Origin of the sequence: Pedobacter frigoris, from assembly GCF_005116445.1 — a bacterium.
Taxonomy (GTDB): Bacteria; Bacteroidota; Bacteroidia; order Sphingobacteriales; family Sphingobacteriaceae; genus Pedobacter; species Pedobacter frigoris.
The window spans coordinates 520,756-546,695 of the sequence record NZ_SWBQ01000003.1; the positions used below are offsets into that span (position 1 = coordinate 520,756).

At 40.4% G+C, this 25,940-nt stretch carries 20 protein-coding genes; 5 read left to right on the plus strand and 15 right to left on the minus strand.

What is annotated here, in order from left to right; translation table 11 throughout:
- Position 1 precedes the first annotated feature (1 nt).
- The 3 genes from FA047_RS13035 to FA047_RS13045 form a co-directional block, all read right to left on the minus strand.
- On the minus strand, positions 2-2,644 hold the full coding sequence (locus tag FA047_RS13035) for a hypothetical protein (RefSeq protein ID WP_136836499.1): 2,643 nt from the start codon (positions 2,642-2,644) through the stop codon (positions 2-4).
- Positions 2,641-3,495, minus strand: a complete 855-nt coding sequence (locus FA047_RS13040) for a GLPGLI family protein (protein ID WP_136836500.1) — start codon at positions 3,493-3,495, stop codon at positions 2,641-2,643. The genes FA047_RS13035 and FA047_RS13040 overlap by 4 nt, the downstream gene beginning before the upstream one ends.
- Positions 3,496-3,657: 162 nt before the next feature.
- Positions 3,658-4,509, minus strand: coding sequence for an energy transducer TonB (locus tag FA047_RS13045; RefSeq protein ID WP_136836501.1), 852 nt, complete (start codon positions 4,507-4,509; stop codon positions 3,658-3,660).
- Between the two features lie 338 nt (positions 4,510-4,847).
- On the opposite strand from FA047_RS13045, the gene FA047_RS13050 reads away from it, so the two are divergent.
- Positions 4,848-7,034: a glutamine synthetase III family protein gene (locus tag FA047_RS13050; protein ID WP_136836502.1), complete on the plus strand. Its 2,187-nt coding sequence runs from the start codon at positions 4,848-4,850 to the stop codon at positions 7,032-7,034.
- 84 nt (positions 7,035-7,118) lie between these two features.
- Complete coding sequence (locus FA047_RS13055) at positions 7,119-8,303, plus strand: AIR synthase related protein (RefSeq protein WP_136836503.1); 1,185 nt, start codon at positions 7,119-7,121, stop codon at positions 8,301-8,303.
- Positions 8,304-8,305: 2 nt separating this feature from the next.
- On the opposite strand, the gene FA047_RS13060 is transcribed toward FA047_RS13055, so the two are convergent.
- From FA047_RS13060 to FA047_RS20875, 4 genes are all read right to left on the minus strand, one after another.
- Positions 8,306-9,004 carry an SGNH/GDSL hydrolase family protein gene (locus FA047_RS13060; RefSeq protein WP_136836504.1) on the minus strand — a complete coding sequence of 233 codons (699 nt, stop codon included), beginning with the start codon at positions 9,002-9,004 and terminating at the stop codon, positions 8,306-8,308.
- A gap of 33 nt (positions 9,005-9,037) precedes the next feature.
- The gene (locus FA047_RS13065; protein ID WP_136836505.1) at positions 9,038-11,287 is read right to left on the minus strand and encodes a GH92 family glycosyl hydrolase; all 2,250 of its coding nucleotides are present in this window, start codon (positions 11,285-11,287) and stop codon (positions 9,038-9,040) included.
- A 164-nt stretch (positions 11,288-11,451) separates the two neighbouring features.
- The gene (locus FA047_RS13070; protein WP_169304400.1) at positions 11,452-13,650 is read right to left on the minus strand and encodes a S46 family peptidase; all 2,199 of its coding nucleotides are present in this window, start codon (positions 13,648-13,650) and stop codon (positions 11,452-11,454) included.
- A gap of 58 nt (positions 13,651-13,708) precedes the next feature.
- A complete protein-coding gene (locus FA047_RS20875; RefSeq protein WP_169304401.1) occupies positions 13,709-15,001 on the minus strand; it encodes a PhzF family phenazine biosynthesis isomerase in 1,293 nt (430 codons plus the stop codon).
- Between the two features lie 104 nt (positions 15,002-15,105).
- Between FA047_RS20875 and FA047_RS13080 the strand changes: the two genes are divergently transcribed.
- On the plus strand, positions 15,106-16,539 hold the full coding sequence (locus tag FA047_RS13080) for an aminotransferase-like domain-containing protein (protein ID WP_136836507.1): 1,434 nt from the start codon (positions 15,106-15,108) through the stop codon (positions 16,537-16,539).
- Positions 16,540-16,543: 4 nt separating this feature from the next.
- Here the strand turns inward: FA047_RS13080 and FA047_RS13085 are convergent, their stop codons facing one another.
- The 8 genes from FA047_RS13085 to FA047_RS13115 form a co-directional block, all read right to left on the minus strand.
- Complete coding sequence (locus tag FA047_RS13085) at positions 16,544-17,314, minus strand: LytR/AlgR family response regulator transcription factor (RefSeq protein WP_225872725.1); 771 nt, start codon at positions 17,312-17,314, stop codon at positions 16,544-16,546.
- Positions 17,292-17,582, minus strand: coding sequence for a LytS family sensor histidine kinase (locus tag FA047_RS13090; protein ID WP_169304402.1), 291 nt, complete (start codon positions 17,580-17,582; stop codon positions 17,292-17,294). The genes FA047_RS13085 and FA047_RS13090 overlap by 23 nt, the downstream gene beginning before the upstream one ends.
- Positions 17,537-17,809 carry an NAD-dependent epimerase/dehydratase family protein gene (locus FA047_RS13095; RefSeq protein WP_136836509.1) on the minus strand — a complete coding sequence of 91 codons (273 nt, stop codon included), beginning with the start codon at positions 17,807-17,809 and terminating at the stop codon, positions 17,537-17,539. The genes FA047_RS13090 and FA047_RS13095 overlap by 46 nt, the downstream gene beginning before the upstream one ends.
- A 5-nt stretch (positions 17,810-17,814) precedes the next feature.
- Positions 17,815-18,204 (minus strand): SDR family NAD(P)-dependent oxidoreductase, encoded by a 390-nt coding sequence (locus FA047_RS21000; protein ID WP_262709987.1) that lies wholly within the window; start codon positions 18,202-18,204, stop codon positions 17,815-17,817.
- On the minus strand, positions 18,201-18,596 hold the full coding sequence (locus FA047_RS21005; protein WP_262709988.1) for an SDR family NAD(P)-dependent oxidoreductase: 396 nt from the start codon (positions 18,594-18,596) through the stop codon (positions 18,201-18,203). The genes FA047_RS21000 and FA047_RS21005 overlap by 4 nt, the downstream gene beginning before the upstream one ends.
- A 173-nt stretch (positions 18,597-18,769) precedes the next feature.
- On the minus strand, positions 18,770-19,099 hold the full coding sequence (locus FA047_RS13105; RefSeq protein ID WP_136836510.1) for a hypothetical protein: 330 nt from the start codon (positions 19,097-19,099) through the stop codon (positions 18,770-18,772).
- A 361-nt stretch (positions 19,100-19,460) separates the two neighbouring features.
- Positions 19,461-20,585: a hypothetical protein gene (locus tag FA047_RS13110; RefSeq protein WP_136836511.1), complete on the minus strand. Its 1,125-nt coding sequence runs from the start codon at positions 20,583-20,585 to the stop codon at positions 19,461-19,463.
- Between the two features lie 10 nt (positions 20,586-20,595).
- The gene (locus tag FA047_RS13115; protein ID WP_136836512.1) at positions 20,596-23,181 is read right to left on the minus strand and encodes a TonB-dependent receptor; all 2,586 of its coding nucleotides are present in this window, start codon (positions 23,179-23,181) and stop codon (positions 20,596-20,598) included.
- A gap of 333 nt (positions 23,182-23,514) precedes the next feature.
- Between FA047_RS13115 and lpdA the strand changes: the two genes are divergently transcribed.
- Both lpdA and FA047_RS13125 read left to right on the plus strand, forming a co-directional pair.
- Positions 23,515-24,903: a dihydrolipoyl dehydrogenase gene (gene lpdA / locus FA047_RS13120; RefSeq protein ID WP_136836513.1), complete on the plus strand. Its 1,389-nt coding sequence runs from the start codon at positions 23,515-23,517 to the stop codon at positions 24,901-24,903.
- A 162-nt stretch (positions 24,904-25,065) separates the two neighbouring features.
- Positions 25,066-25,914: an MBL fold metallo-hydrolase gene (locus FA047_RS13125; RefSeq protein ID WP_136836514.1), complete on the plus strand. Its 849-nt coding sequence runs from the start codon at positions 25,066-25,068 to the stop codon at positions 25,912-25,914.
- The last annotated feature ends 26 nt before the right edge of the window (positions 25,915-25,940 follow it).

The window sequence follows — 25,940 nt, forward strand, 5'->3', positions numbered from 1 at the left end:
ATTAAAGAATCTTAAACCTCACCTTCATCATCACTTGCGCCGGTCTCAGATTGTATGAGGTAAAAAATGTACTAATATCACTGTAAGTTGCGGATATATATTGTTTTGTATTGAAGATATTGTTGTATTCGAGGTTAAATTCCATACGTTTCCAGGTATATTTAGCGCCCAGATCGGAGAAATACATGGACTGATCCGATCCATTCTTCCCACGAATTGCACTGTTGTAGAAATGCTCCAATGCTATATTTAAAGTCAGAGTTTTGGCTGGAAAAAGGTTAAACTGTCCCCGCTGCCTGATGCTACTGATGGGACTGAACTTATCGCCCTGCTCAGTTTTATTTTTACTCCTATTGTATTGATAGCTATAGGAGAAACTACCCAGCTTCTTTATTTTGGTAGAAATAGAAGGATTTATACCATAGTTTTCATTTTTAAAGTTGACAATTTCGCCCTGACTGATTTGTGAAGCTTTGGAACCGCTGTAATTTACATCAACAACCAGTGTGCTTGCAATTGCGTCTATACCCTTGCTTATTTTACCAAACAAGTTGTAGCCCTCGTTGTAATTGGTCAGGTTATAAGTACGTTGCTGACTCCTGATCCCACTATAATCATAACCATACAAAAGGTTGCTTTTATTTTTAGAATAGCTGGTGCCGAAATTAAAGAAGATTGCATGTATGGGGTGCCGATAGCCGACATCCAGACTATAAGATTGAGCTTGCCGCTCCGGCAAATCGCTTTCGTTTCGAACCAAACTGCGGTAAGACTGCAAAATATACCCACTAAAACCATTGCTTAACCCACCTATATTATTACTTCTTTGTGCCCTGAAGGAAACATTCCAAAGTAAAGTCAATTCATACCTCAAGCTAAAAGAGGGATTGAAAAACAACCTATCACTATTTTTATCATGATCGGCAAATTTGTCAACAACATTCAGGTAATTATACGTCAGAGGAAGACTGAGACTTACCCTTAATTTATTCTTCGCATAAGTATAATCCGGATTGATAAATACTTCATACGTATTCCATTGCATATCATTCTTTAAAGAATCATCAGCTCCACTCAAAATCCCGTCAGTTGATAAGGCCTGCAGATCAGACCTAAAGTTTTGCAGGTTTGCATTAAAACCAATCCCATAGTTATGTTTGAAGCTTCCATGATCCAATCCATAGACTACCCTGCTTCTGGAAGAAAACTGTGATTCGTGTAAGGATTGCTGCATAACGCCAGGGGTACCCGGCTGATTAAATAACTCAGGGTATAAAAGTGGCTGAACCTTTAAGGTTTGCGGCGCCTGACTATAAGCATTATAACTATAAACCTTCAAAGTGGTTTTTTTGTAATTTCTGATGATGCTAAAATTATTATTCAGACTGATTGCAGGACTATTCAGGTGCTGAACCAGTTCGCTCCCATTTAATACGTTGCCTTTTTCCGCAGCCCATTTCCCATTAAATTTCAGCGTGTTGTCCATATAATACTTATCCCTGTTTGCGTTTACCTGTAAGCTGCCATCCAGCGAATTAATTTGTCTGGTACTGGCCAAAGATTCTTCTATGGTAAGCATACTGTCTCCAGGCAGATAATATACTGATTGGGAGTAACTTTCCTTTTCCTGGTTGTCATTCAGGTAATTCAGATTGGCAGTCACTTGAAAATCTTTATCATAAGCCCATAGGTTATTGATCGTTGCGGCATGCGAACGGTTGAACAGGTATCGCTTCTGACTGATTCCAGGTGAAGATGGAGATTGTACATACAATGATCCACTTGGTGAGGCACCTCCGGATCCGCCGTAAAAAGACGCTAATTCAGCCCCTGCATCGAGTCCTGAATTGTTTCCTTTATAAGCATTCATGTTCTGACGGTCTTTATTAAAATACATACTGGTCAGTTCGTTGTTCCAAAGTACAGGAGAGGCTCCTGCACCTAACTGTGCATTGGCAACAAGCACTCCCTTTGCGCCATCCTTCAATTTAAGATTGATAGCACCTTCATCCGTAAATTCTTTGTCCTTTAATGCCTTTATCGGCTGGTGGTTTTCCAAAACCTGCACAGTAGCCACATCTTTAGCCTGTACGTTGTTTGTAGCAATACCGTATCGCCCCTGTAATAGATCCTTATTTTCTATGTAAAATTTGTTGATGGGCTTATTGTTATAAAAGATAGCACCATCATCCTTAACAGTAATACCCGGCATTTTTTTAAGCACATCGCCTATGCTACGGTCATTCTGATCAGAAAAAGCATCTACAAGATAGTTTAGTGTATCACTGAGCTGCCTGATTTTAGGCGGCTTTATTTTAATCTCTTTAAGTTTAATAGTTTCTGAAATAATCGCAAAGTTTAGGTTCTGGCTTTTATTATCGAACATCCGGACTTGTTTTTTAAAATTCAATCCTGCAACAATGAGCTGTAAGCTGTCTTCTTCACTTTTGAAACTCAGCTTGTAATCACCTTTCTCATTAGTGAGGCCGTAAACCAGTACCCCGGTTTTATCCTTTATCGTTACACTTGTTCCCGCCAAAGGCTTTCCATCTGTGTTATTACTTACAGTCCCGGTAATCACTGTCTGAGCACTTAATTCGTAACTAAAGAACGAACATACGATTAATACAAGCAGCCTGATCATTCCAATTCCATGGGAAAATATTCAAATTTACCAGGCATCTCAGCGATGATCATCGCTCCGGCGTTAAAATTGATCTGCATACCTGCGCCTTGGTTTTTCTTTTGTTTTTCAAATTCAGCACGGGTACACTTGATACTTTTTGAATCGTCAACTCCAATAGGGATCGGAGCTGACAATTGATCAAGACCAATCAGTTCAAACAAGAATAAACCTTTCGTATCTTCTATCTTCAGGATAAGTCCGGGCAAACCACCGAATTTCCATGGTCCGTCATTGACTGGTACATCCTCTGTAAACCAGGCTACATAATCTCTCCCCCTAAAATTCAATGTTGCTTTCTGACAAGTGTAAGAAGCTACAGTATCAGTCTCTTTTGATATTTTCCAGGGCAGTGCCCCAATTTCGTCAACATACTGAAACTTATCCCTCATCACACTAACATAGTCCGCTACAGTCACCTTTTTTGCGGACCTGTCTTTAATGATTTGATAGCTTTCTCCTTCTATTGAACTGGAAGCTGCTGTTCCGGGCATTCCAGTCAAATCCTTACCAGCATCAGCTTTAAAAACGGTTATACTTTTAATAGAAGACGGATCAATATTTTTCATCTTCGCATTTACCAAAGAATCTCTTGTCAGTCTGGCCGGATTATAAAACCTGGAGGCAACCGAACCGACCTCTAAGACCATAGTATCCTTTCGGTACGGCTTTGCTTCACCTTCATTTTTTTTACTAAACAAATAATAACACCTTAGAGAGGCCTGGTCTATGACTTTACCTTTTTTTTGCTCTTGTCCCGACACAGCAGCGCTGAACACACATAAACTAAAAATTATCAGTGATTTTTTCATATACGAGTATTTATAGGACCAATATACGTCTATGTTTTTAGACAAGCAAGGAAATACAAATATTTTGTCTAAAAAATTAGACAACAAAAAAGGGCTGTAAAATTAATTACAACCCTTTACCCTATTCAACCCGTCTTATCTGTACCGAGAGCGTACGAATGCTTACTGCTGGATAGCAAATGACAATGGCATTTGGTACCTAACCCTAACATTTTGATTGTTTTGGCGACCAGGCTTCCATCTTGGCGATTTTTTAATGACGCGGGTTGCCTCTTCATCGCAGCCACCACCTATACCTTTTATAATAGTCACATTTGAGACCGAACCGTCTTTTTCGATAACAAAACTAATGAACACCTTACCTTGCAAACCTCGCTCCTGAGCCGCATCAGGATACCTCATATTTCTCTGAATAAATTTTGCCCAGGCTTTCATGCCCCCTTCAAACTCCGGGAATATTTCTACACCCTCTAGTTCATGAACCCCATTATCTACTCCTGTTCCTTCACCTCCGTTTGCACTGCCTGTGCCTGTGCCGTTTCCATGGCCCACTGCTGGTGCCACAGCAATATTGGTTTCTAAACCATCCTGAGTAGTGGGACCTATTGCAGCATTTTTTACTTCCTCTAAAGTTGGAGGATCAGTAACGACCTCATGGTTAACTACCACAGGACTACCGGGAAGCGCTACGGTTTTAATTTTTTCCTTTAAAGGTTCTGCTTTAGGCATTGGCATTTCTTCAGGTTTCGTCATTTCATGAATTGGCGGGGCAACTTCAACAAATGTTAAAGTGTCTTCCTGATCTGGGACTATATCTGCTGTGGGATTTAGATGTTTATAAATTAGTGGCCCGGCAAATAACAAAATAAAAAGTGGGCCGGCAATAAACAGGGCTCTGGTAGTCGTACCTGCCGACTGGGCTCTGAGGGCATAAGCACCATAATTTTGATTGCGGTTCTTAAATACAAGATCGAGCCACTCAGACTTGTACAAACTTGATGAAATGTTTAGCATAACGGTAAGTTTTAGTGTTAATTTAAATACACGATGAAACCTAATTCGTTATTCCATAAAGAAAATTGAGAAAATGTCAAAAAACCCTACTTTTTTTTCATTATCTTTAAATAGGGTTCAATTAAATAGGCTTCTATTTAAATATCTCATAATTAAAGTATCGCTCAGGCTTACTTAACGGATGCAAAATAATTGCCATTTCTACATTATTTCCCCTCAAAAACAACCAAAAACTCTAAAATATCTTTAAATATTTATCGACATTTGTATTTTTACAAACAATTCGACAGAAATATTTAAATAAAAATCCTATTTTTGACCAAACTTTAAATAAATAGATGAAAAGCTTAAGAACAATTGCATTAAAAGAGGCACAAACAAGAATTTCACCAGAAGTAAAGTCTCCTTCGACTAAAATTTCTGATTTTTTTGGCGTGAATGTTTTTGATAAGAAAAAGATGAAAGACTACTTATCAAAAGAAGTATTTCAAAAACTTATTTCCTCAATTGAACAGGGTGAATTAATTAACCATGAAGATGCCAACCATATCGCAACAGCTATGAAAAGCTGGGCAATGAGTAAAGGCGCGACACATTATACACACTGGTTTCAGCCTCTAACTGGTACTACTGCTGAGAAACATGACTCATTCTTTGAGCCAAGCAGTGATGGTGCAATTGAGGTATTTGCAGGTAGTGCATTGGTTCAACAAGAACCAGATGCTTCAAGTTTCCCTAATGGTGGTATCCGCAACACTTTCGAGGCGCGCGGTTATACTGCATGGGATCCTTCTTCTCCGGCTTTCATCATGGAAAGCAAAGCAGGTAAAACGCTTTGTATTCCTACAGTATTTGTTGCTTACACAGGCGAAGCCCTGGATTATAAAGCTCCTTTATTAAAAGCACTTTCTGCTATGGATAAAGCGGCTGTTGATGTTTGCCAGTATTTTGATAAAAGCATCACTAAAGTAAATGCATCATTAGGTATCGAGCAGGAATACTTCCTGGTTGACCTTGCACTATACAATGCACGTCCGGATTTGGCTTTAACAGGCCGTACTTTATTCGGACACATGTCTGCAAAAGGACAACAATTAGAAGATCACTACTTCGGATCTATTCCTGAGCGTGTATTTACTTACATGGTAGATTTTGAAAACGAAGCCTTAAAATTGGGTATTCCTTTGAAAACCCGTCACAATGAGGTTGCTCCTTCTCAATTTGAGTGTGCGCCCATCTACGAAGAAATCAATCTTGCAATTGACCACAACCAATTATTGATGGACTTGATGGAAAAAGTTGCTTTGAGACACAACTTCAAAGTGCTTTTACATGAGAAACCTTATGCAGGCATCAATGGATCAGGTAAACACAACAACTGGTCGTTGATCACTGATACTGGTAAGAACTTATTATCACCAGGAAAAACGCCTAAAAACAACCTGATGTTCTTAACGTTCTTCGTTAACACCATCAAAGCTGTTCACGAGCATGCAGACTTGCTAAGAGCTTCAATCGCTTCTGTAAGCAACGATCACCGTTTAGGTGCCAACGAAGCTCCTCCAGCGATCATCTCTATCTTCCTTGGTTCTCAGTTAGCTGAGGTTCTGGATGAGATCGAATCTTCAAGAAGCATCATCAAGAAAGTAAAAAATGAAGATTCTCTGTGGTTAGGTATTCCTAAAATCCCTCAGATCTCTTTTGACACGACTGACCGTAACCGTACTTCACCTTTTGCCTTTACAGGAAATAAATTTGAATTAAGAGCAGTTGGTTCATCTGAAAACTCTTCAGCACCAATGACCGTATTAAACGCGATCGTTGCTGATCAGTTGATTAAATTCAAAGTTGAAGTTGATAAGCTGATCAAAAAAGGTGAGAAAAAAGATGTTGCCTTATTGACCGTACTTAAAAGATACATCAAGGAATCTAAAGACATTCGTTTTGAAGGAAATGGTTATAGTGATGAATGGGCTGCAGAAGCTGAAAAACGCGGTCTGGCTAACATCAAAACTACACCTAAAGCCTTAGATGCTTACGTAAGCGAAAAATCTACTGAGTTATTTGCTAAATTAAATATCTTCAGTGAGCGCGAATTACATGCACGTCACGAAATATTGTTAGAAAGCTATTACAAAAAACTTCAGATCGAAGCAAGGGTTATGGGTGAAGTAACCAACAGCATGATCATTCCAGCTGCTATCGCTTATCAAAACACTTTGATCGAAAATGCAAAAGGATTAAAAGAACTAGGCTTAGGAAACGACGCTTTAGCTACTCCTTTGGCGATCATCAACAAAGTATCTGAACACTTAAATATCGTTAAGACCAGCATCGATGCAATGCTTGAGCAACGTAAAAAGGTAAATGCAATTGAAGACTCTCGTGAGAAAGCAATCAATTATGATGAAAAAGTAAAATCTTACTTTGATACCATCCGTTACCATACTGATAAATTAGAACAAATCGTAGATGACAGTGTATGGCCTCTACCTAAGTTCAGGGAATTATTATTTTTGAAATAACCAAACCCCTAATAGCTAACTATTTTTTAGTTTTATAACCCCTGCTTTAATTAGTAGGGGTTATTTTTTTATCTTTGCAGCAACATGAGTGATAACAGGTACAACCAGCGCGGCGTTTCTGCCTCGAAAGAAGATGTGCACCAAGCCATCAAGAACATAGACAAAGGTATTTTCCCGCAGGCTTTCTGCAAAATCATCCCTGATATTCTGGGTAATGATGAAGCATTTTGCAACATTATGCATGCTGATGGTGCAGGTACTAAATCTTCCCTGGCTTATGTTTACTGGAAAGAAACTGGTGATATATCGGTCTGGAAAGGTATTGCACAGGATGCCATTATCATGAACATTGATGACCTGATATGCGTTGGCGCTACCGACAATATCCTCTTATCTTCTACCATTGGCCGCAATAAAAACCTGATTCCAGGTGAAGTAATTGCAGCCATCATCAACGGGACAGAAGAAATCCTGGCCGAACTACGTTCACAGGGCATCTCTATCTATTCTACAGGAGGCGAGACTGCAGATGTAGGTGATTTGGTTCGTACCATTATCGTTGACTCAACGGTTACCTGCCGTATAGAACGCGACAAAATCATCAGCAATGATAAAATACAGGCCGGCGATGTAATTGTTGGCTTATCTTCTTATGGACAAGCTTCATATGAAACGGAATACAATGGCGGTATGGGTTCTAACGGACTTACTTCCGCCCGTCATGATGTGTTTGACAAATCGGTAGCTACAGCATTTCCTGAAAGCTATGATCCTTCAGTTCCTTTTGACCTGGTATTCTCCGGAGGAAAGAAACTGACCGATCCTGTTCAAATCGATGAGGCTGGCACTACTGTAACAGCTGGAAAACTCGTATTATCTCCTACACGTACTTATGCACCGGTAATTAAAAAAATACTGGAAGGCTTCAGATCGCAGATCCATGGTATTGTACATTGCAGTGGTGGTGCCCAGACTAAAGTGCTTCATTTCGTGAACGACAACGTCCACATCATTAAAGACAACCTGTTTCCTATCCCTCCATTGTTTAAACTGATTCAGGAGCAATCCGAAACAGACTGGAAGGAAATGTATAAAGTATTCAATATGGGTCACCGTATGGAACTTTATGTACCTGCTGAAATTGCTGCTGATATTATTGAAATATCAAAAAGCTTTAACATTGACGCACAAATTATTGGTAAGGTAGAGGCTTCAGGTAAAAAACAGGTAACGATTCTTACTGAAAACGGAGAGTTTGTTTACAACTAAGCCTATTTAAATTTCTGTTTTAATGCCTTTGCAATGGCCTGCTCTACAAGCGGCTCCATGATGGCATATCCTGCTTTGTTCGGATGTATACCATCTCCGGCCAGGCTTTTCGGCAACCCGTTTCTCTCATCTTTCATCGCAGAGAAATAATCCACGTAAATGAACTTTTGCTCCTCCGCATAAGCCTTGATCCATTTATTAAGGGCAATGACTTTACCGGCCGGCTCCAGACCCGGTCTCCAGGGAAAATCATAAGCCGGAAGCACAGAAGAAAGTACAACCCTGATTTTATTGGCGCGGGCGATCTCTGTCATGGCAGCAATGTTATCTTCAATCATCTCCAGTGTAGAGGGACCAGTATTTCCGGCAATGTCGTTGATACCACAAAGCATGACCACTACTTTTGGCTTCAGCGCCACCACATCCTGGTGAAAACGAACCAGCATCTGGGGAGTAGTTTGTCCGCTAATCCCGCGACAAACATAAGGCCTGTCAGAAAAAAACTCAGGACGGTTATTTTTCCAGCCCTCAGTAATCGAATTACCCATAAAAACCACCCGGTTTTCATTGGCCGCAGGAACGCCCAATTTTGCATTTTCTTCCTGATACCTTTTAAGATTGGCCCAGTCCTGGGCTTTCAGAAGCGCTGAAGGCAATAAAAGTGCCATTATGATCAGTAAATTTTTAACTATTGAATTCATATCTGCCGATAAACTTTGTTATTTATTAATCTATTACTTACCCAAGCCCCATGTTTTATTAGGCTTAGGTCCCATTTCAAGTTCCAGTTTGCCACCGGAAATCAATTGTTCATGTGTAAACCAAGGGGTATCGAGTACCTTTCCATCAAATTTAGCACTTTGAATATACTTATTAACCACCGAACAATTGTTTGCGACCAATTGGAATTGTTTACCTCCCGGCAGGTCTATAACTACATTTTCAAATACAGGGCTGCCGATGGTATATACTGGAGTTCCCGGTGTTACCGGATAAAAGCCCATTGAAGAAAACACCACAAAAGCAGACATGCCACCTCCATCTTCATCGCCGGGAATACCAAACACGTTGTCTTTAAACCAGGTATCCAGCAAAAACCTGATGCGCTTCTGGGTTTTCCATGGTGAACTCGTGTAATTATACAAATAAGGAATGTGAAAGCTTGGTTCATTGCCCATAGAAAACTGGCCCGTGATTCCTGTGAAATCAGGAAATTTAGCCCAGAGCTCATATTTACTTCTTCCAAGGGGTTCACGATAAAGCTGATCCAGTTTATCTTCAAAACTATTCGTGCTTCCAAAAAGTCCGATTAATCCTTTTACATCATGTTGTACCTGCCATAAATAAGTCCAGCCATTGTTCTCGTCATAATAGTCACGTCCACCCATACCTCCGTCAAACTTAGGATCTATCTTAATCCAGTTGCCATCTTTGTCTTTTGGCAGGAACATCTGTGTATTGCTGTCCCACAGGTTTTTATAATTATTGCTTCTCAGCATAAACCGGTCATAGTCCTGCGGCTTTTTAAGTTCTTTTGCAAACTGAGCCAGCGCCCAGTCGTCATAGCTATGACCAAGTGTAATTGCGACCGACTGGCGTTTCTCCCAGCCATGTACATTAGGATCGGTTTCTTTTTCACCTATCTTTAGTGCCGGAAAAAAGCCTTTTTCATAGTAAAAATCTTCCAGTGGCCCTTTCGGTCCATTCTTCCAGGGTAGCATGGTAGCCTGGGTCGCATTTTTCAGCATCCCTTCGTATGCTTTTTTTACATCGTAATTCCTGATGCCCTTATTGTAGGCATCTAAAAAGCTGATGGTCGAATGAAAGCCATTCATGCAGGCATGATCACCATAGATCAAAGGAAATGTAGGCACCCAGCCGCTCTGCTCATACATGTTGACATAAGAGTTCAACATATCTGCTTCCTGTTCAGGATTAAGGATAGTGCGTAATGGGTGATGAGCAAGATAAGTATCCCAAACCCAATCGTCCACATAAAAAGGACGGGTAGTTTTATGGATTTTTTTATCATATCCGCTGTAATACTGCCCATCTTCAGTGATATCAACCATGCGTTCATAAGAACGGTAAAGCCCAGTATAAAAAGAGCGTTTCTGAGCTTCCGTACCCCCTTTGGTCTTAATCTGGTTGATCACCTTAGACCAGGCCTCTTCTCCTTGTTTTGCCAGTTGGTCAAAACTAACCCCCTTAAGCTCTTTATTAAAATTCTTTTTCGCCTGTTCCGGACTTACATAAGAAATGGCATATTTGAACTTAATTACTTTGGGTGCATTTACTGTAAACCTGACCCATACTCTTTTACGTACCCTGCCATCACCATCTTCTTCTATAACGCCTGTTTCTGTCAGCGCGCCGGTATTGAACTCCCCATACATGTACATTTTAATCCCGTTATAAGTTTCAACCCCTGTAATTTCCGTGCCGGAAAGAAACTTATAATCGTTAGTCCCGCCATTATACCTGTCAAACAAGACTATTTTCTCACCTTTCTCAGGGAATTCAAACTGATAGAAACCAGCCTTCTTACCAGGTGCAAATTCAACTTTAATTTCCTCATCTACCAGCCAGTTCGAATAATACCACGGACGATTGATTTCCAGGTCATGATCATAAGTCAATCTTTTCCCCCATTCGCCCGGTTTTGGCATTACAGTACTCGGTTTGATGGAAAATATCTGCCCCTGACGGTGAGAAACTACTGTCAGCGGAAAGCTGCTGATCTGATCGTCCATATAATCCGCCCTTTGCGGCGTCATTCTGATCAACTGATTTGGCAACTGAATTGTTGGCCGTGTAGGTTCTAAAATCGCACCCACATTCCCGATCCTGGGATCTACGTACTTAAGATTGCCAGCACCTTCATAGGTCTTTATCTGCCCGACAGCTGCCTGGGTAAATAAAAAGATAGCAGTACATGCTAATCCAAAGGTTGCATTGACAGGTTTAGAAAAGAAGAAAGACATATTTGGTTTAAATTTATATCGTGCGTTAAGCTAAGATATAAAACTCCATCCATAAAAAACAAGGTTTTTAATATTACTAAACCCTTATAGCAAAAAGCTAATATAAAAAAGAGGCTGTCTTCTCAGACAGCCTCTCCATTGATTTTCTTTGAAAACCCAAGTCTCTATTTTTTACTGCTTACCTTCTTAGCAGCTGGCGCATCTTTTCTGATATCCAGTTCCGCAATTAAGTTTTTAGCACCGCCAAGCACATCTATGCACCAAAGCACATAACGTACATCCACACAAATGGTACGCTTAAATTTCTTATCAAAGGCGATATCACCGCTCATCGCTTCCCAGTTACCATCAAACGCAAGACCGATCAGTTCGCCATTGCCATTGATCACCGGAGAACCCGAGTTTCCTCCTGTAATGTCATTATTCGTAATGAAACCAACAGTTAAGGTTCCGTTATTACCATACTGACCAAAGTTTTTCTTATTGTAATTTTCTATGAGGTTTGCAGGTAAATCAAACTCATCATCACCGGGGATGTATTTTGCAATGATACCATCAATAGTTGTCGTGGTATTATAAGTCATGCCATCCTTAGGAGAATAATCCTGTACATTACCATAAGTAAGCCTCATCGTCGAATTTGCATCAGGATACATCAGTTTACCAGCATTTTTCTCCAGTACTGCTTTCAGGTACAAATGATCCAGTTCTGCCTTTTTAGTTTCAAAATCAGCTACCGCAGAACCAAAATTGGCCTTGATATAATCAGCGGGATACAGATTCATCGCATATTTATATCCTGGATCTTCTTTTATAGCATCCAAAGATGGATTGGTGGCCATAAATGCTTTTAATTTCTCAGGCTTGATCAACTTGCTGTTCTCCCACAGGTAGTCTGTGTATTTCTGGAAGGTAGTTTCAGGATTTCCTGTCCAGTACTTCTCTGCAATCTCCGCATAAAACTTAGGCTGGGACTTAACAGGTACATCATTGTAAAATGCTGCTAAAATTTGTGCAAAGATCTTTTTATCTGCGTTTTCATTATAAGTTTCCTCATAAGCAGCGATGCCCTGATCAACACTTGTCTTAACTTGTCCGGCGAAAGCCGCATCGTCCTTCTTTTGCGCTATAGCAGCCCATGAACGACCGATGGTAATTGCATTCGTTACCCATCCCGAAGCCAAAAAGCCTTCATTGATATAAGTACGCTGAACAGCAATAGGATCATAATTTTTATAAATCTGGTCATACTGCTCCATTAAACCGGCAAATTCTGTTTTCTGAGCAGCCCATTCCGTAAATGATTTTTCTTCCTTACGCTTGTTTTCGGAAACTTTAAGACGTTTCAATTGCTCTGTCTGTCCGATGTAATACTTCCAATAATTTGCAATATTTGCATATTTAGAAGACAATTTCAAACGGGTATCTACACTTTTATCCATTTCTGTTTTCCATGCTTTCAGACGAATGTCACGTAGTTTTACGATAGTTGGACTAACTTTTTCAGTCGCCAGGTCTACACCGTAAGAAGTCAGGTACCTGTCGGTACGGCCTGGATAACCATAAACGATAGAAAAATCACCATTCTTAACCCCTTTTATAGAGACGGGAAGGAATTTTTTAGGCTTATAGGGCACATTCTCTACCGAGTATTTCGCAGGAGCATTGCTTTTTGCTGAATATACCCTGAATACAGAAAAATCTCCGGTCTGACGCGGCCATTCCCAGTTGTCCGTATCACCGCCAAATTTTCCAATATTTTGTGGCGGCGCACCTACCAAACGAACATCGTCAAAACGTTCGTAAACGAACAGGATAAACTGGTTTGATTTGTAAAAATCTTTCACATTCGCCTCGATAGTAGGCCCTGTAACTGCAGCTTTTGCAATTGCATCAAATACCTGAAGCATTTTTGAATCCTTTTCTGTCCCTTTTAATCCTTTAGTTGCTTCATTTACTTTCGCTGTCACGTCTTCCATCCTTTGCAGGAAACGAACAAATAAGCCATTGATCGGCTTTTCTTCACCATAGTTTTTAGCATAAAAACCATTGTCAAGGATATTGTTCTGAGCCGTAGAATTAGAAGCGATCGCATCATAACCGCAATGGTGATTGGTAAAGATCAATCCTTTGTCTGAAACGATCTCCCCTGTACAAAATCCGCCAAAGTGTACAATTGCATCTTTTAAACTAGAGCCGTTTGCGTTGTAAAGGTCTTTTGCAGTGAGTTTAAAACCCTGCTTTTTCATTTGCTCATAGTTCTTGCCTATCAGCATTGGGATCCACATTCCCTCATCTGCTTTTACTGTACCGGCAAAGGAAAAAACCAATGCACACAGCAACAGATAAACTGTCTTCTTCATGATAAATTAATTAGTTAGTGATGACGTAAAGTTAAGCAATATTTTAAGTCCTGAGTAATCAGAAAACCTTCAATAAACCAGAAGCATAGGTCACGGCAGTTCCGGTGATCAGCACCCGGTCTCCCAACTGTTCGCATCGTAATTTTCCTCCTCTTTCAGAAACCTGCAAGGCATCCATTTCGGTTTTATCAAGTTGTTCTGACCAGTAAGGAATCAACGAACAATGTGCAGATCCTGTAACCGGGTCTTCAAAAATCGAGGCCTGGGGAATAAAAAACCTGGATACAAAGTCCACCAGTTCACCCTTTGCTGTAGCAATAATACCGCCCGGTTTCAGATCTATCTGTTCCAGCATTGCCCTATCCAATACAAGTTCACGTACTTCCTGTTCTGTGTCATAGACCAGCACATAGTCCCTTGATTTTAAAACCTGTTTCGGTTGTTTACTCAATGAAGCCGATATGATTGCCGGCAATTCTGCCGCTACAGGTTTTCTCGAAGGAAAGTTCAGCGTGAACTGATCTCCATTTACTTCCACCTCCAGCAGTCCGCTTTTTGAATGGAACCTGAACTTATCCTCTCCCCGGTACAGCTCAGTTTTCAAAATATGTGCAGTTGCCAGTGTTGCATGTCCGCATAAATCCATTTCATGTTCCGGAGTAAACCACCTGATGTGAAAATTTCTACCTTCAGGAATGAAAAACACGGTTTCAGGCACTGCATTTTCTTTAGCAATTTTTTGCAGTATCGCATCAGGAAGCCAGTTTTCCAATGGAACCACACAAGCAGGATTCCCTTCAAAAAGCTGGTCAGTGAAAGCATCTACATGATAAAAAGCAAGCTTTGAGAGGTCAATTTCAAACAGACTGAAAGTTCCGTTTTTATAGTGTTCAGGCAATCCCTCAGTCTGTTCTATACCTGTAATTCCCTTATAGGTAAACCCGCAGCTGATATAATAATTATTCAACCGGTCATTACCGCTTCCTGTATCCATTCTGATAAATTTCCTGTTCTGCTCTGCGGCATGTTTCTTTGCCCAATTTACAATATGTTTTACATAAGAACGGCCTCTGTAATCCGGATTTGTCGCTATGCGGTGAATGTATATTGCAGGATCAGCATCCGCCTCTTTCCATATCAAGGGATCATTATAAGTGATCACAAAAACACAGGCAATTTTTCCATCCTCAATGATTTTATACTGCCTTTTTTCCTGGATTTCCTGCTCGACCAATGCACGTTCAAATCCTTTCCATTTTTTTATACCCACTTCTTTTTGATAAGCCGTAGCTGCCTCATAAAGTCTAAAAAGGGTGTCTATATCTTCGATTGTGCTGTTTAAAATTTCCATGCTGTACTATATTTTAATGGTGTTCAACAAATTTCAGGAAAACAATCCAACCAATACAGATACAATTTTATTATTTTTGACCAGCACAGTTCAGCAAGCCCGATATGAGAAAACAACATACCGAACCTTTTTTATACATGCAGATAGCTGCCCGGATTGAAAAACAAATTACGGACGAAGTATTGAGGGCGGGAGATAAACTACCTTCTGTAAGGATGCTTTGCCGCGAACTTGGACACAATATGAGTACGGTAACACAAGCATATTATGAACTCGAAAGCAGATCGTTGATTGAAACCAGACCCAGGTCGGGCTATTACGTTTGCCTGCCGCCCAAAAAGCGAATGGACGTACCAAATACCAGTAAGCCCGCCAGCATACAAAAACCCCGTCATCAGGATGATCTGATCACCAGGGTACATAAGGACAGTACAGACCCCGGGATCACGTTACTATCGCTGGGCGTACCCGATGTCAGCTTGCTTCCCATTGCCAAGCTAAACAAAGCGTTGATACATGCAACCCGGAGTCTTCCAGGCAGCGGAACAGCCTACGATCAGGTACAGGGCAACGAAAAACTGAGAAGAGAGATTGCGAAATGGTCATTTTCCTGGGGAGCCAGTTTTAATGAGGATGATCTGATCACCACTTCCGGATGTATGAATGCAGTATCCTATTGTTTACAGGCACTTACCAAACCAGGCGATACCATTGCTATTGAAAGCCCCGCCTATTTTGGGATACTGCAACTGACCAAAAGCCTTGGACTGAATGTACTGGAACTGCCAACAAACCCGATCACAGGAATAGAGATTGATACGCTGAAAAAAGCACTTTCTTCGAACAACATCAGTGCATGCATCCTGGTCAGTAATTTCAATAACCCTTGCGGTTCTTCTATGCCTGATGAACATAAAAAAGAAGTGGTTAAGCTGCTTCAGCATTTTAATGTGCCATTGATTGAAGACGACATATATGGCGATTTGTATTTCGGCAACAACCGTCCTTCTACCTGTAAAACCTATGATGAAAGTGGATTGGTGCTTTATTGCAATTCCATTTCGAAGACACTTGCTCCGGGCTACAGGGTTGGCTGGGTAGCCCCCGGTATTTTCAAGGAGCAAGTAATCAGGCTCAAATTAAATCACTCCATCTCCTCTACAACCATTACATCCGAGGTGGTGGCCGATTTTCTTAAAAACGGGCGTTATGAAAATCATTTAAGAAAAATGAGACAGACTTTGTACAACAATAGCATGAAATACATCAGCGCTATTGCCAGCCATTTCCCGGAAGGCACGCGTGTGAGTCAGCCATTGGGCGGCTATTTTCTATGGATAGAACTGGACGGGAAGATAAATACACTTGAACTTTATGAGCGTGCCATAAAGCATAAAATAAGCATAGCGCCCGGAAAAATGTTTACGTTGCAGGATCAGTTCGACAATTGCCTGAGGCTAAGTTTCGGATTACAATGGACCGATGAGATAGAGAAAAAGATCAAGATCCTTGGGACCTTAATAAAGGCAATGATTTAGACAACTACGCGATTTCCTGCCCTTCCAGCCAGGCTTTAAAACCAGCAACCCTTTCTCTGCTGATGATCGCATCGATATCTATTTCCGGGGCCAGCTGCAATACAAAACGACTGTTGTAATAGATGGTGATTTTCTTTATTGCATCAATCTGTACAATCAGTTTACGGTTGATCCGGAAGAATAAGTTCTTATCCAGCAGTTTTTCCATTTGATCGAGAGAATAATCCAGAGGTATTCTCTGACTGCCCATAGTAGTAGCCCAGGTGAGTCCATCCGAAAAATGGACGTGTGCAATTTCCTTAGCCTTTACATAAATGAGTTGGTTGTTAATCTTACCAATAAACCGCGTGTTTTCACGCTTAGAAAATTCCTCCGCAATCCTGGATATATTTAGCGCAGGATTTGCAGGCAGCTTAAAATAAGCGTATTTCTCCAAAGCACGTTTGAGGTCTTTAAGGTCTATGGGTTTCAGTAAATAATCTACGCTATAAACTTTAAAAGCCTGTAGTGCGAAGCTATCATACGCTGTAGTAAAAATTACCGGAATGAGGATTTCCTGTTGCTCAAACAACTCAAAGCAATTCCCATCAGAGAGCTGTATATCCATAAATATCAGCTCCACATCTTTCGCATTGTTGCAAGCAAACCATTTTAAACCTTCCTCTACGGATTCAATGATTGCTGCTATTTTAACATCAGGAACACACTTCTCCAATAACTGAATCAGCCGTTCTGCATTGTGTTTTTCATCCTCAAATATGATGACCTTCATCATTGTTTATTATTGGAACCCTAACTATAAATTTATCTTTTGTTTCTGTAATCTCTATCCTTTTGTCGCTGGTCAGTTCATATCTTTTGCTGATGTTTTCCAGACCAACGCCAATGGAATTTTGTACCCCCATCCTTTTTCTCAGGTCATTTGTAATGGCCAAAAACTCATCCTCTTCCCTTATGCAAATACGCAGCGGATCGTTTCCTGAAAAGCGGTTATGTTTTACAGCATTTTCCACAAGCATCTGTAGCGTGGCCGGTGGTACCATTCCTGAATTCTGAATCTCTTCACTAATCTATATGCTGAATTCAATGCTACTTTGGTGCCTGATCCTTCTCCACAATATAATTCGCATGAAACATCAGGAATCACACTAGTATCCGCCGATGGCCTCATCATCAACTTCACTTCATAACCTCTTCTGAAAAGCTCCCGTGCAACATTAGAACCCAAAAAACCATTTCCACCGGTTACCAGTACCTTACCAATTTCCATATCTATTATTTGATTGCTAATTCTTTTTTTACTGCTTGCGATACAATTTTTAGCTTGATTTCCATTGGTAGCATGGCCATCAGACGCTGATTGAGTCGATTCCAGAAACCCGGGATGATTATAGCCTTTCCAACCAGCGTTTGCCTTAAAGCTACTCGGGCAATTTCCGGTGTCGACAATAAACCCATCTTACCTTTTATCCCCTGCTTTATGATTCTGGCAGAGACACCTGAATTGGTCATTATTGGTCCGGGGTAAACTACACTTATAGAAATTGAGGTATCATTCAGCTCTTCCCTTAGTCCCAATGAAAATGAGGATATAAAGGCCTTAGATGCAGGATAAACAGTTTTATAAGCAATCGGTGTAAAAGCGGCCATACTGGCTATGTTCATGATATAGGCTGTTCCTTCAAAAGATACGGCAGCATCGTTTGTGTGATCAATACCATACTCCTGATGTTGACTTGCAAAATCCTGTCTATCGCCTCCATCAAGCTTTCTCTAATCGAAACCGTTCCTCCAATCCCCGCATTATTGATGAGAAAATTAATTTCAAACCTTTCAAGAATATGATTGAGTTTTTCGATCAATAAAATACTATCTGTGAGGTCAAATTCAAAAACACTTACATCTATGCTATACTCTATTTGAAGGTTGGCGGCCAGAGATATGGTATTGCTTCCGGGCAGGGCGATCATAATGAGGTTCATTACTTTTGCGGCACACTGAATAGAAAACTCTTTGCCCAATCCGGAACTTGCTCCGGTGATTAAGGTATATTTCATGATGTTCATTGTTTTAGAAAAATATCGTCTGGACCGGAATTGGTGATTCTACAGCTGAAACCTTCAATAAAGGTCTTAATGTTCAAGTGCAGGTCAGAATCATTTATATGGCTTTTATCCTTAACTGATGTAGCGGTTTGTCTTGCAAATTTTTCAAGGCAGATCAAATTCGCCTAATCCATTTCATCCAAAACTGTATATGCGGATAAAGTATTGAGTAGATGGTTTACGATTAGTAATTCTTTATGATTGGTGATAAAACCCTGATAACTCAACTGACGGTGACAGGCATGCAACTGCTTGTTAAGCGCTTTGCCCAGATAGGCCTGCTCTATCCGTTCGACAAAACTAACGAGGATGTTGAACGCATCATTGTCAACAGGCAGGTAATCAAGGATGACTAACATAATTTTGCGAACAGTATGGTGTAATGCAGTCAGGTCTAAGGCATCACCAAGAACATGTACGTCTTTATTATTTTCTGAAAAACTACCGGTCAACATAATACATTTGCTTTTTTAGTGATGCAAAGCTGTGCATAAGTGATCAGTAGAGAAACAAATAATCCATGAGGTGTAAATATTTCAGGATGAACTGTAATATTTATCCGCGGAGCCTGATCAGGCTTTAATTTCCTTTAAGTATAATTAGTTTAGGCATGTTATTATTGACCCCACCATTAGGCCACCATGACCCCACAGTAACCCCACGTTTTTATATAAAAAGGTGGGGTTACTGTGAATTAAGTATAGGTTAATTATGGGATTAGTTTAAGCTTTGTAATAAGGTGGTTTAAGGGTGTCCATAAAAACAAAAAAGCCCTGCTTCAAAATATGAAGCAGGGCTTTTTAAATTAAAGTGATCTTAGTTCTCAGGCGCAATAACAAAGCCTGTTGCTGTTTTGATAAAAGATTTAGTTCCTGTCGGAGTTGCTCCTCTGAAAAGCGCATAAGTAACTTTATATGAAACACCCGGATCTACCGGAGCATTCGGATACTTGACGTTCAGGATTACAATTAATCCGTCAGCTATTTGAGCCTCTGTCCAGTTATTGGCACCACCAGTTACATCAAATGAACCGAACTGTGCTAAGTTGCCACGTCCGGCTGCTGTTCCGGCAGTGCTGCCTCCGATAGTATTATAGTCTGCCCTTACCAAAGTATAATAAATAGTAGGGTCTGGTATCCATTTACTATCCTTTTTTAGAAAGGCAAGCGTAAGCGATGGCACCCAGTTGCCCGTAATATCGTAACTAAGCGCATATACCTTTTGATGCATGATAGTACCAGATTGCATATACTTGTAGGTCACATACCTCACATCACCAACTTTAGGAGCCACTATGCTAGGATCTGATTTCAATAACGTATTAAAATAAGCAGGCAGGTTGGCTACATCAGCCGAAGTAAACCCGTTGTTGATTCCTCTTCCCAAAGCAGCGTATTGGGCTGGCAACACTAGATATATTTTCTGCCAGCCGTTAGGCAACAATAGAAACGCGTCTGTAACTGTAACCCCTGCTGATGGTGTAGCATTGGACTGAAAGAACTGGTAAGTAAGTAACACCAGTTTGTATGCAGGTGTTATAGCCTGTGGGTATTTCCACTCCAGGAAAGCTGCTGCCTGGGCAACGCTGTAAGTTTTAAATGTACCGTTACCTACTGCTGCGGCCGCATCTGTATAATCATTAGTAGTTACAGTGTACTGTATATTAGCAAAAACACTGTCGGCCGGCTTTATTGTGTTTGTCTTAAAGCTGTAAGTTACATTTGCTTTATATCCATTGGTCAGATGCGGATAGTTAGTATTCAGCATTGCAGCAATACCTGTATTGGCTGCATCGGCAGTCGCATAAAGTGTCGTACTGGCAATCGTTAATGTTCTGTTTTCCGCGACTGGTTTTATATTATTTATCTCATCCTTTAACGGATTACAGGCAGCAAAAACCAAGCTAATAAAAGCTGCCAGATACATTATATTCTTTTTCATGATAATCATCTTAAAAGTTAACTTTTAAACCCACTGTCCATGTTCTGCCTACACCGTAGTATACGTTCGAATTGTTTACATCACTAATCCCATTATTAAACTGAGCATTTGAATCTGAGATATATTCAGCATCAAGCAAATTGTTTACGTTGGCAAACATAGAAGATCTTACACCTGCAAATTTGAATTTAAATACTGCATTTACATCAACAAGCGAGTAATTAGGCAATTGCCATGGCACTAAATTCTCTGAGGTAATGGCAGTAGGAACAAATGAGGAATAAAAACGGCTAAAATAGTTATAGTCAGCGCCAATCCTTAAGTCTTCTGTTACATCAAATGATGCACCCAGAGCCAAAGTGGTTTGTGGCTGATCACCTACCCTAATGCCTTTTGTGTAAAGGGGGCCAATTGAACCGCCGGCTAAAGCTGTACCATTCACATCAGTAATTACCGCTTTTGGAACATTACTATCCCATTTCCAGTCACCTACAGATAGCATACCATTGATAGTCAGACCGTGTACCGGCATATATTTAAAATCAACTTCTACCCCTTGATGCAAGGCATCAACACCGCTTAGGTTTGCCGTGTAAAACTGCTGAGTTGCCTGATCATAATATGGATTGATGGTAGATCTGTCTTTCCAGCTGGTGCGGTATAAATTTAAGTTTCCAGAGAACTTCCTGCTTCTGTATCCGTAACCTAATTCGTAACTCAGTATTTTTTCTGTTACTGCATCAGGATTCTTCTTGTTTTGATAGCCTGCAAAAACAGCTTCGAAAATAGGTGCCTTCTCTAAATAACCAACATTGGCAAATACGTTATGGTTCGCATCAATATTGTAGTTTGCACCACCTTTTGCCTGGTAACCCAGATTATTAACGGTTGCGCTCTTACGGTTTGGGTCGCTATTCAGGTATTTATAATGATCCACACGCTGATAAGATTGATTGTTTCCCGATAATGAAACAAAAGCAGAAAGCTTGTCATAGGAGTATTCAGCTTGTACGAACGCTCCCTGCCAGCCTACCAATCCATCATAATTGAACCCGATTTTATCGCCGGTTTTGGCCATCTTAACCGGATTATTGATATCACCGGCACCGCGGGAAGTAGTAGGATTGCCATTTGCTATTTCTAAAACATATTCAGCACCTAACAAATTCCTTACAGAATTGTAGTGTTCACCTTTATACTGCCTTAAGTCGAGTCCTGCAAGCAGGTCGATTTTATCATTTAGTTTTTTCTTATAAGTACTCAGCAAACCACCCCATTTGTGGTCATTTCTGTAGGATTGAAGGTAGGCTTTAGCACTTCCATCAGGCGATGCCGTATTTAAATCTACTAATGCATCGATATCTACAGGTGTATACTTGTTACCTGTTCTGGTCTCTAAAAATAGACCTGCGTTATTGGGAAATTCGTTTCCTCCCTTGCCTATAGAACCATAAAGTGCAGTAGATAATGTAGATGTTTCGTCAATGATCCAATTGTGATTTAATGAAACCTGCGGTTTGTGGTAATAGTTACCGCTTATTGTTTTCTCTTTTCCATTCAATATCCCGTAGTTAGGATTGAATCTATTGCCTTGAGGGGCATTCTCGTAATAGGCCAGGTTAAAACGTTCAAATCTTGAACCATGGTACTGCGGAGCACCAAACCCTGTTAATGAGAGGCTATGGTTTGCGTTGATTACTTTAGATATGTTAAAGAAATAACTGTAAGCTTCATAAGCAAGGCCATTTACATAACCCTCGCCCACATTGCGTGAGCCCATAGCAGAAAATGCCCAGCCTTTATCCGTTAATCCCGTTGAATAAGAAAAAGTAGTTTTACTGTAACCGTTGTTTCCAAGTCCCTGATAAATAAATCCTCCTTTTTTAGCATCTGTTGTTCTGGTCTGGATGTTGATGGTACCACCAAGGGAAGGCACTGCTACTTTAGAAGCCCCAAGACCACGTTGTGACTGTATGGAACTGGTTACGTCTGTAAGACCTGACCAGTTACTCCAAAATACACGACCATCTTCCATGTCATTTACAGGAATACCATTAATTAAGACAGCGATATTGGCACTTTGAAATCCCCTCATGTTAATCCTGGCATCACCAAAACCGCCTCCGGTACCTTTTGTAGCATAAACACCTGGCGTGGATTTCAGCAATTCAGGAAATTCCTGCTGAGCTCCTTTTTCTTCTATACGCTCGGCATTAATAGTTGAAACCGCTACGGGGGTTTTTCTGTCGATAGCTCTTGCATTAGCTATGATCATTACCTCATTCATGGTATTGGTATTGGAGACCAAAATAACTTGTCCCAAATCAGTAGTTCCCGCAGGCACTACAACTTCTTTCTTTTGGTATCCTACATAAGAAATTACCAAAACATTTGATCCATCTTGCTTTTTGATTGAAAAGCTGCCGTCTGTAGATGTGGAAACAGACAGAGATGTACCTTTAAGACTTACCGCTGCTCCCGGCAACGATTCTTTTGTTAATGAATCTACCACCGTACCCCTAATCTGCTGGGCAAAAACACTGACAGCGAGAAATTGAAGTGACAAAGTGAAGATGATGAGTAGAGATTTCTTCATACTTTTTGATTGTTTTAATTATGATATTTATTAGGGTAATAAGTATTAATACCTGCAAAGGTAAAAATTAATTATGCAAGCATAATTGATCTGCATGTTAAATAATTATTAATAATGTCAAAACTTTTCAACATTTAACATAAAAATCACATTTATAACTTTCAGTTTACCAGTTATTTGTACTCGTTCTACATAATTCCTCGTCTGTTTCTTACTCAAGAACCTGAAATTATAGGATTAAAATGACGAGGTCAAAAATCATAAAGAGGTTATTAACAAACATTTTTTTTATTTTTGGCCTTTACTAAAGTTAAAATTCCTTTAAATAAAGATATGAACTACGATGTAATTGTAATAGGCAGCGGTCCGGGTGGATACGTAGCCGCGATAAGAGCTTCTCAGTTGGGTTTGAAAACTGCAGTTGTGGAACGTGAGTCGTTGGGTGGAATCTGCCTTAACTGGGGATGTATACCAACAAAAGCGCTTCTTAAAAGTGCACAGGTTTTTGAATATATCAATCATGCTTCAGAATATGGTATTAAAACTGCTGAAGCCGAGGCTGATTTTGCTGCTGTGATTAAACGTAGCCGTGGCGTTGCCGATGGCATGAGCAAAGGCGTTCAGTTTTTAATGAAAAAGAACAAGATTGATGTAATTATGGGCATCGGAAAAGCTAAACCTGGAAACAAGGTGGAAGTGAAAGCTGCTGACGGGTCTCAAAAGGAATATACTGCAACCAGCATTATCCTGGCTACAGGCGGCAGGTCCAGAGAATTACCCAATCTGAAACAAGATGGCAAAAAAGTAATTGGCTACAGACAAGCGATGGTATTACCTGAGCAGCCAAAATCTATGGTGGTGGTAGGATCAGGAGCTATAGGTGTGGAGTTTGCTTATTTCTATGCTACGCTTGGCACTAAAGTTACCGTGGTAGAATTCATGGAGAATGTAGTGCCAGTAGAGGATGAAGATGTATCGAAACAATTGCTTCGCAGCTTCAAAAAAGCAGGTATTGAGGTGATGACTTCTTCAAGTGTTGAATCTGTAGATACCAGCGGAACAGGTTGTAAGGTACAGGTTAAAACTGCTTCCGGAATGCAGACGCTAGAATGTGACATCGTCCTTTCTGCCGCAGGAGTAGTAGCCAATATTGAAAATATCGGTTTAGAAGAAACCGGAATAAAAACAGAAAAAGGAAAAGTTGTTGTTGACGAGTTTTACAACACCTCGGTAAAGGGATATTATGCGATTGGTGACATTGTAGGCGGACAAGCTTTAGCTCACGTTGCTTCTGCAGAAGGTATCATTTGTGTAGAGAAAATTGCCGGACACAAACCAGAACCATTAGATTACAACAACATCCCTGGATGCACTTATTGCAGTCCAGAAATTGCTTCTGTAGGTTATACAGAAAAAGCGGCTAAAGCGGCAGGCTATGAATTGAAGATCGGTAAGTTCCCTTTCTCTGCCTCAGGTAAAGCAAGTGCTGCAGGTGCTAAAGATGGATTTGTGAAATTGATCTTTGATGCTAAATACGGCGAATTGTTAGGCGCACACATGATTGGTGCAAACGTAACTGAGATGATCGCTGAAATCGTTGTTGCGCGTAAACTGGAAACAACCGGACATGAGATGATTAAATCTGTACACCCTCACCCAACCATGAGTGAAGCAATTATGGAAGCTGCTGCTGATGCTTACGGAGAAGTAATACATTTGTAATTTGAGTGATCTGCTTGAGGGCTGCATTACTTTGCGCTAAAGGAGTGCAAAGAACGCTATGCCCTCTCCCAGACACTAAAATTACCGCCAAAAAACTAAATAAAAAAGGCCGCGTGTGCGGCCTTTTTTATTTAGTTTTACCATAGCTTACTTATTCCAAATATGAATTTACATACGATTGAGACCGGACTTTTTAAACTTGATGGTGGCGCTATGTTTGGCGTGGTTCCCAAATCTATATGGCAAAAAAGTAATCCTGCAGATGCCAACAACATGTGTACATGGGCCATGCGTTGTCTGCTGATCGAAGATGGTGAAAGATTGATCCTTATAGACAATGGGATCGGAGACAAACAGGATGAAAAATTCCTGAGCCATTATCATTTGCATGGAGACGATACGCTGGATAAATCTCTTGCAGCAAAGGGATTCAGCAGAGATGATATTACAGATGTCTTTCTCACCCACCTTCATTTTGATCATTGCGGGGGCTCTATTGTGCGTGTTGGCGACAAACTTCGCCCTGCATTTAAAAATGCGTTCTACTGGAGCAATGAAAAACACTGGGACTGGGCAGTAAATCCTAATGACAGGGAGAAAGCCTCTTTTTTGAAAGATAACATTCTGCCTATACAGGAAAGCGGACAATTGAGATTTATTGAAGATACTGACGGCATTGAGTTTCATGATGGCATCAATGTTAGATTTGCTTATGGACACACGGATGCCATGATGATTCCGCAAATAAAATATAAAGACAAGACGATAGTTTATATGGCAGATTTACTGCCTTCGACAGGACACATACCCCTGCCCTATGTAATGTCGTATGACATGTTTCCACTACAAACATTGAAAGAGAAAAAGTCATTTTTACAGGAGGCAACGGATAACAATTACATACTATACCTGGAGCATGACCCGGTAAATGAATGCTGTACACTTCAACAGACTGAAAAAGGCATTAGGGTCAATCAGACATTCAATTTAAATGAGCTTACCTCGACATAAACAAAAAAATAGCTCCAAACCATTTC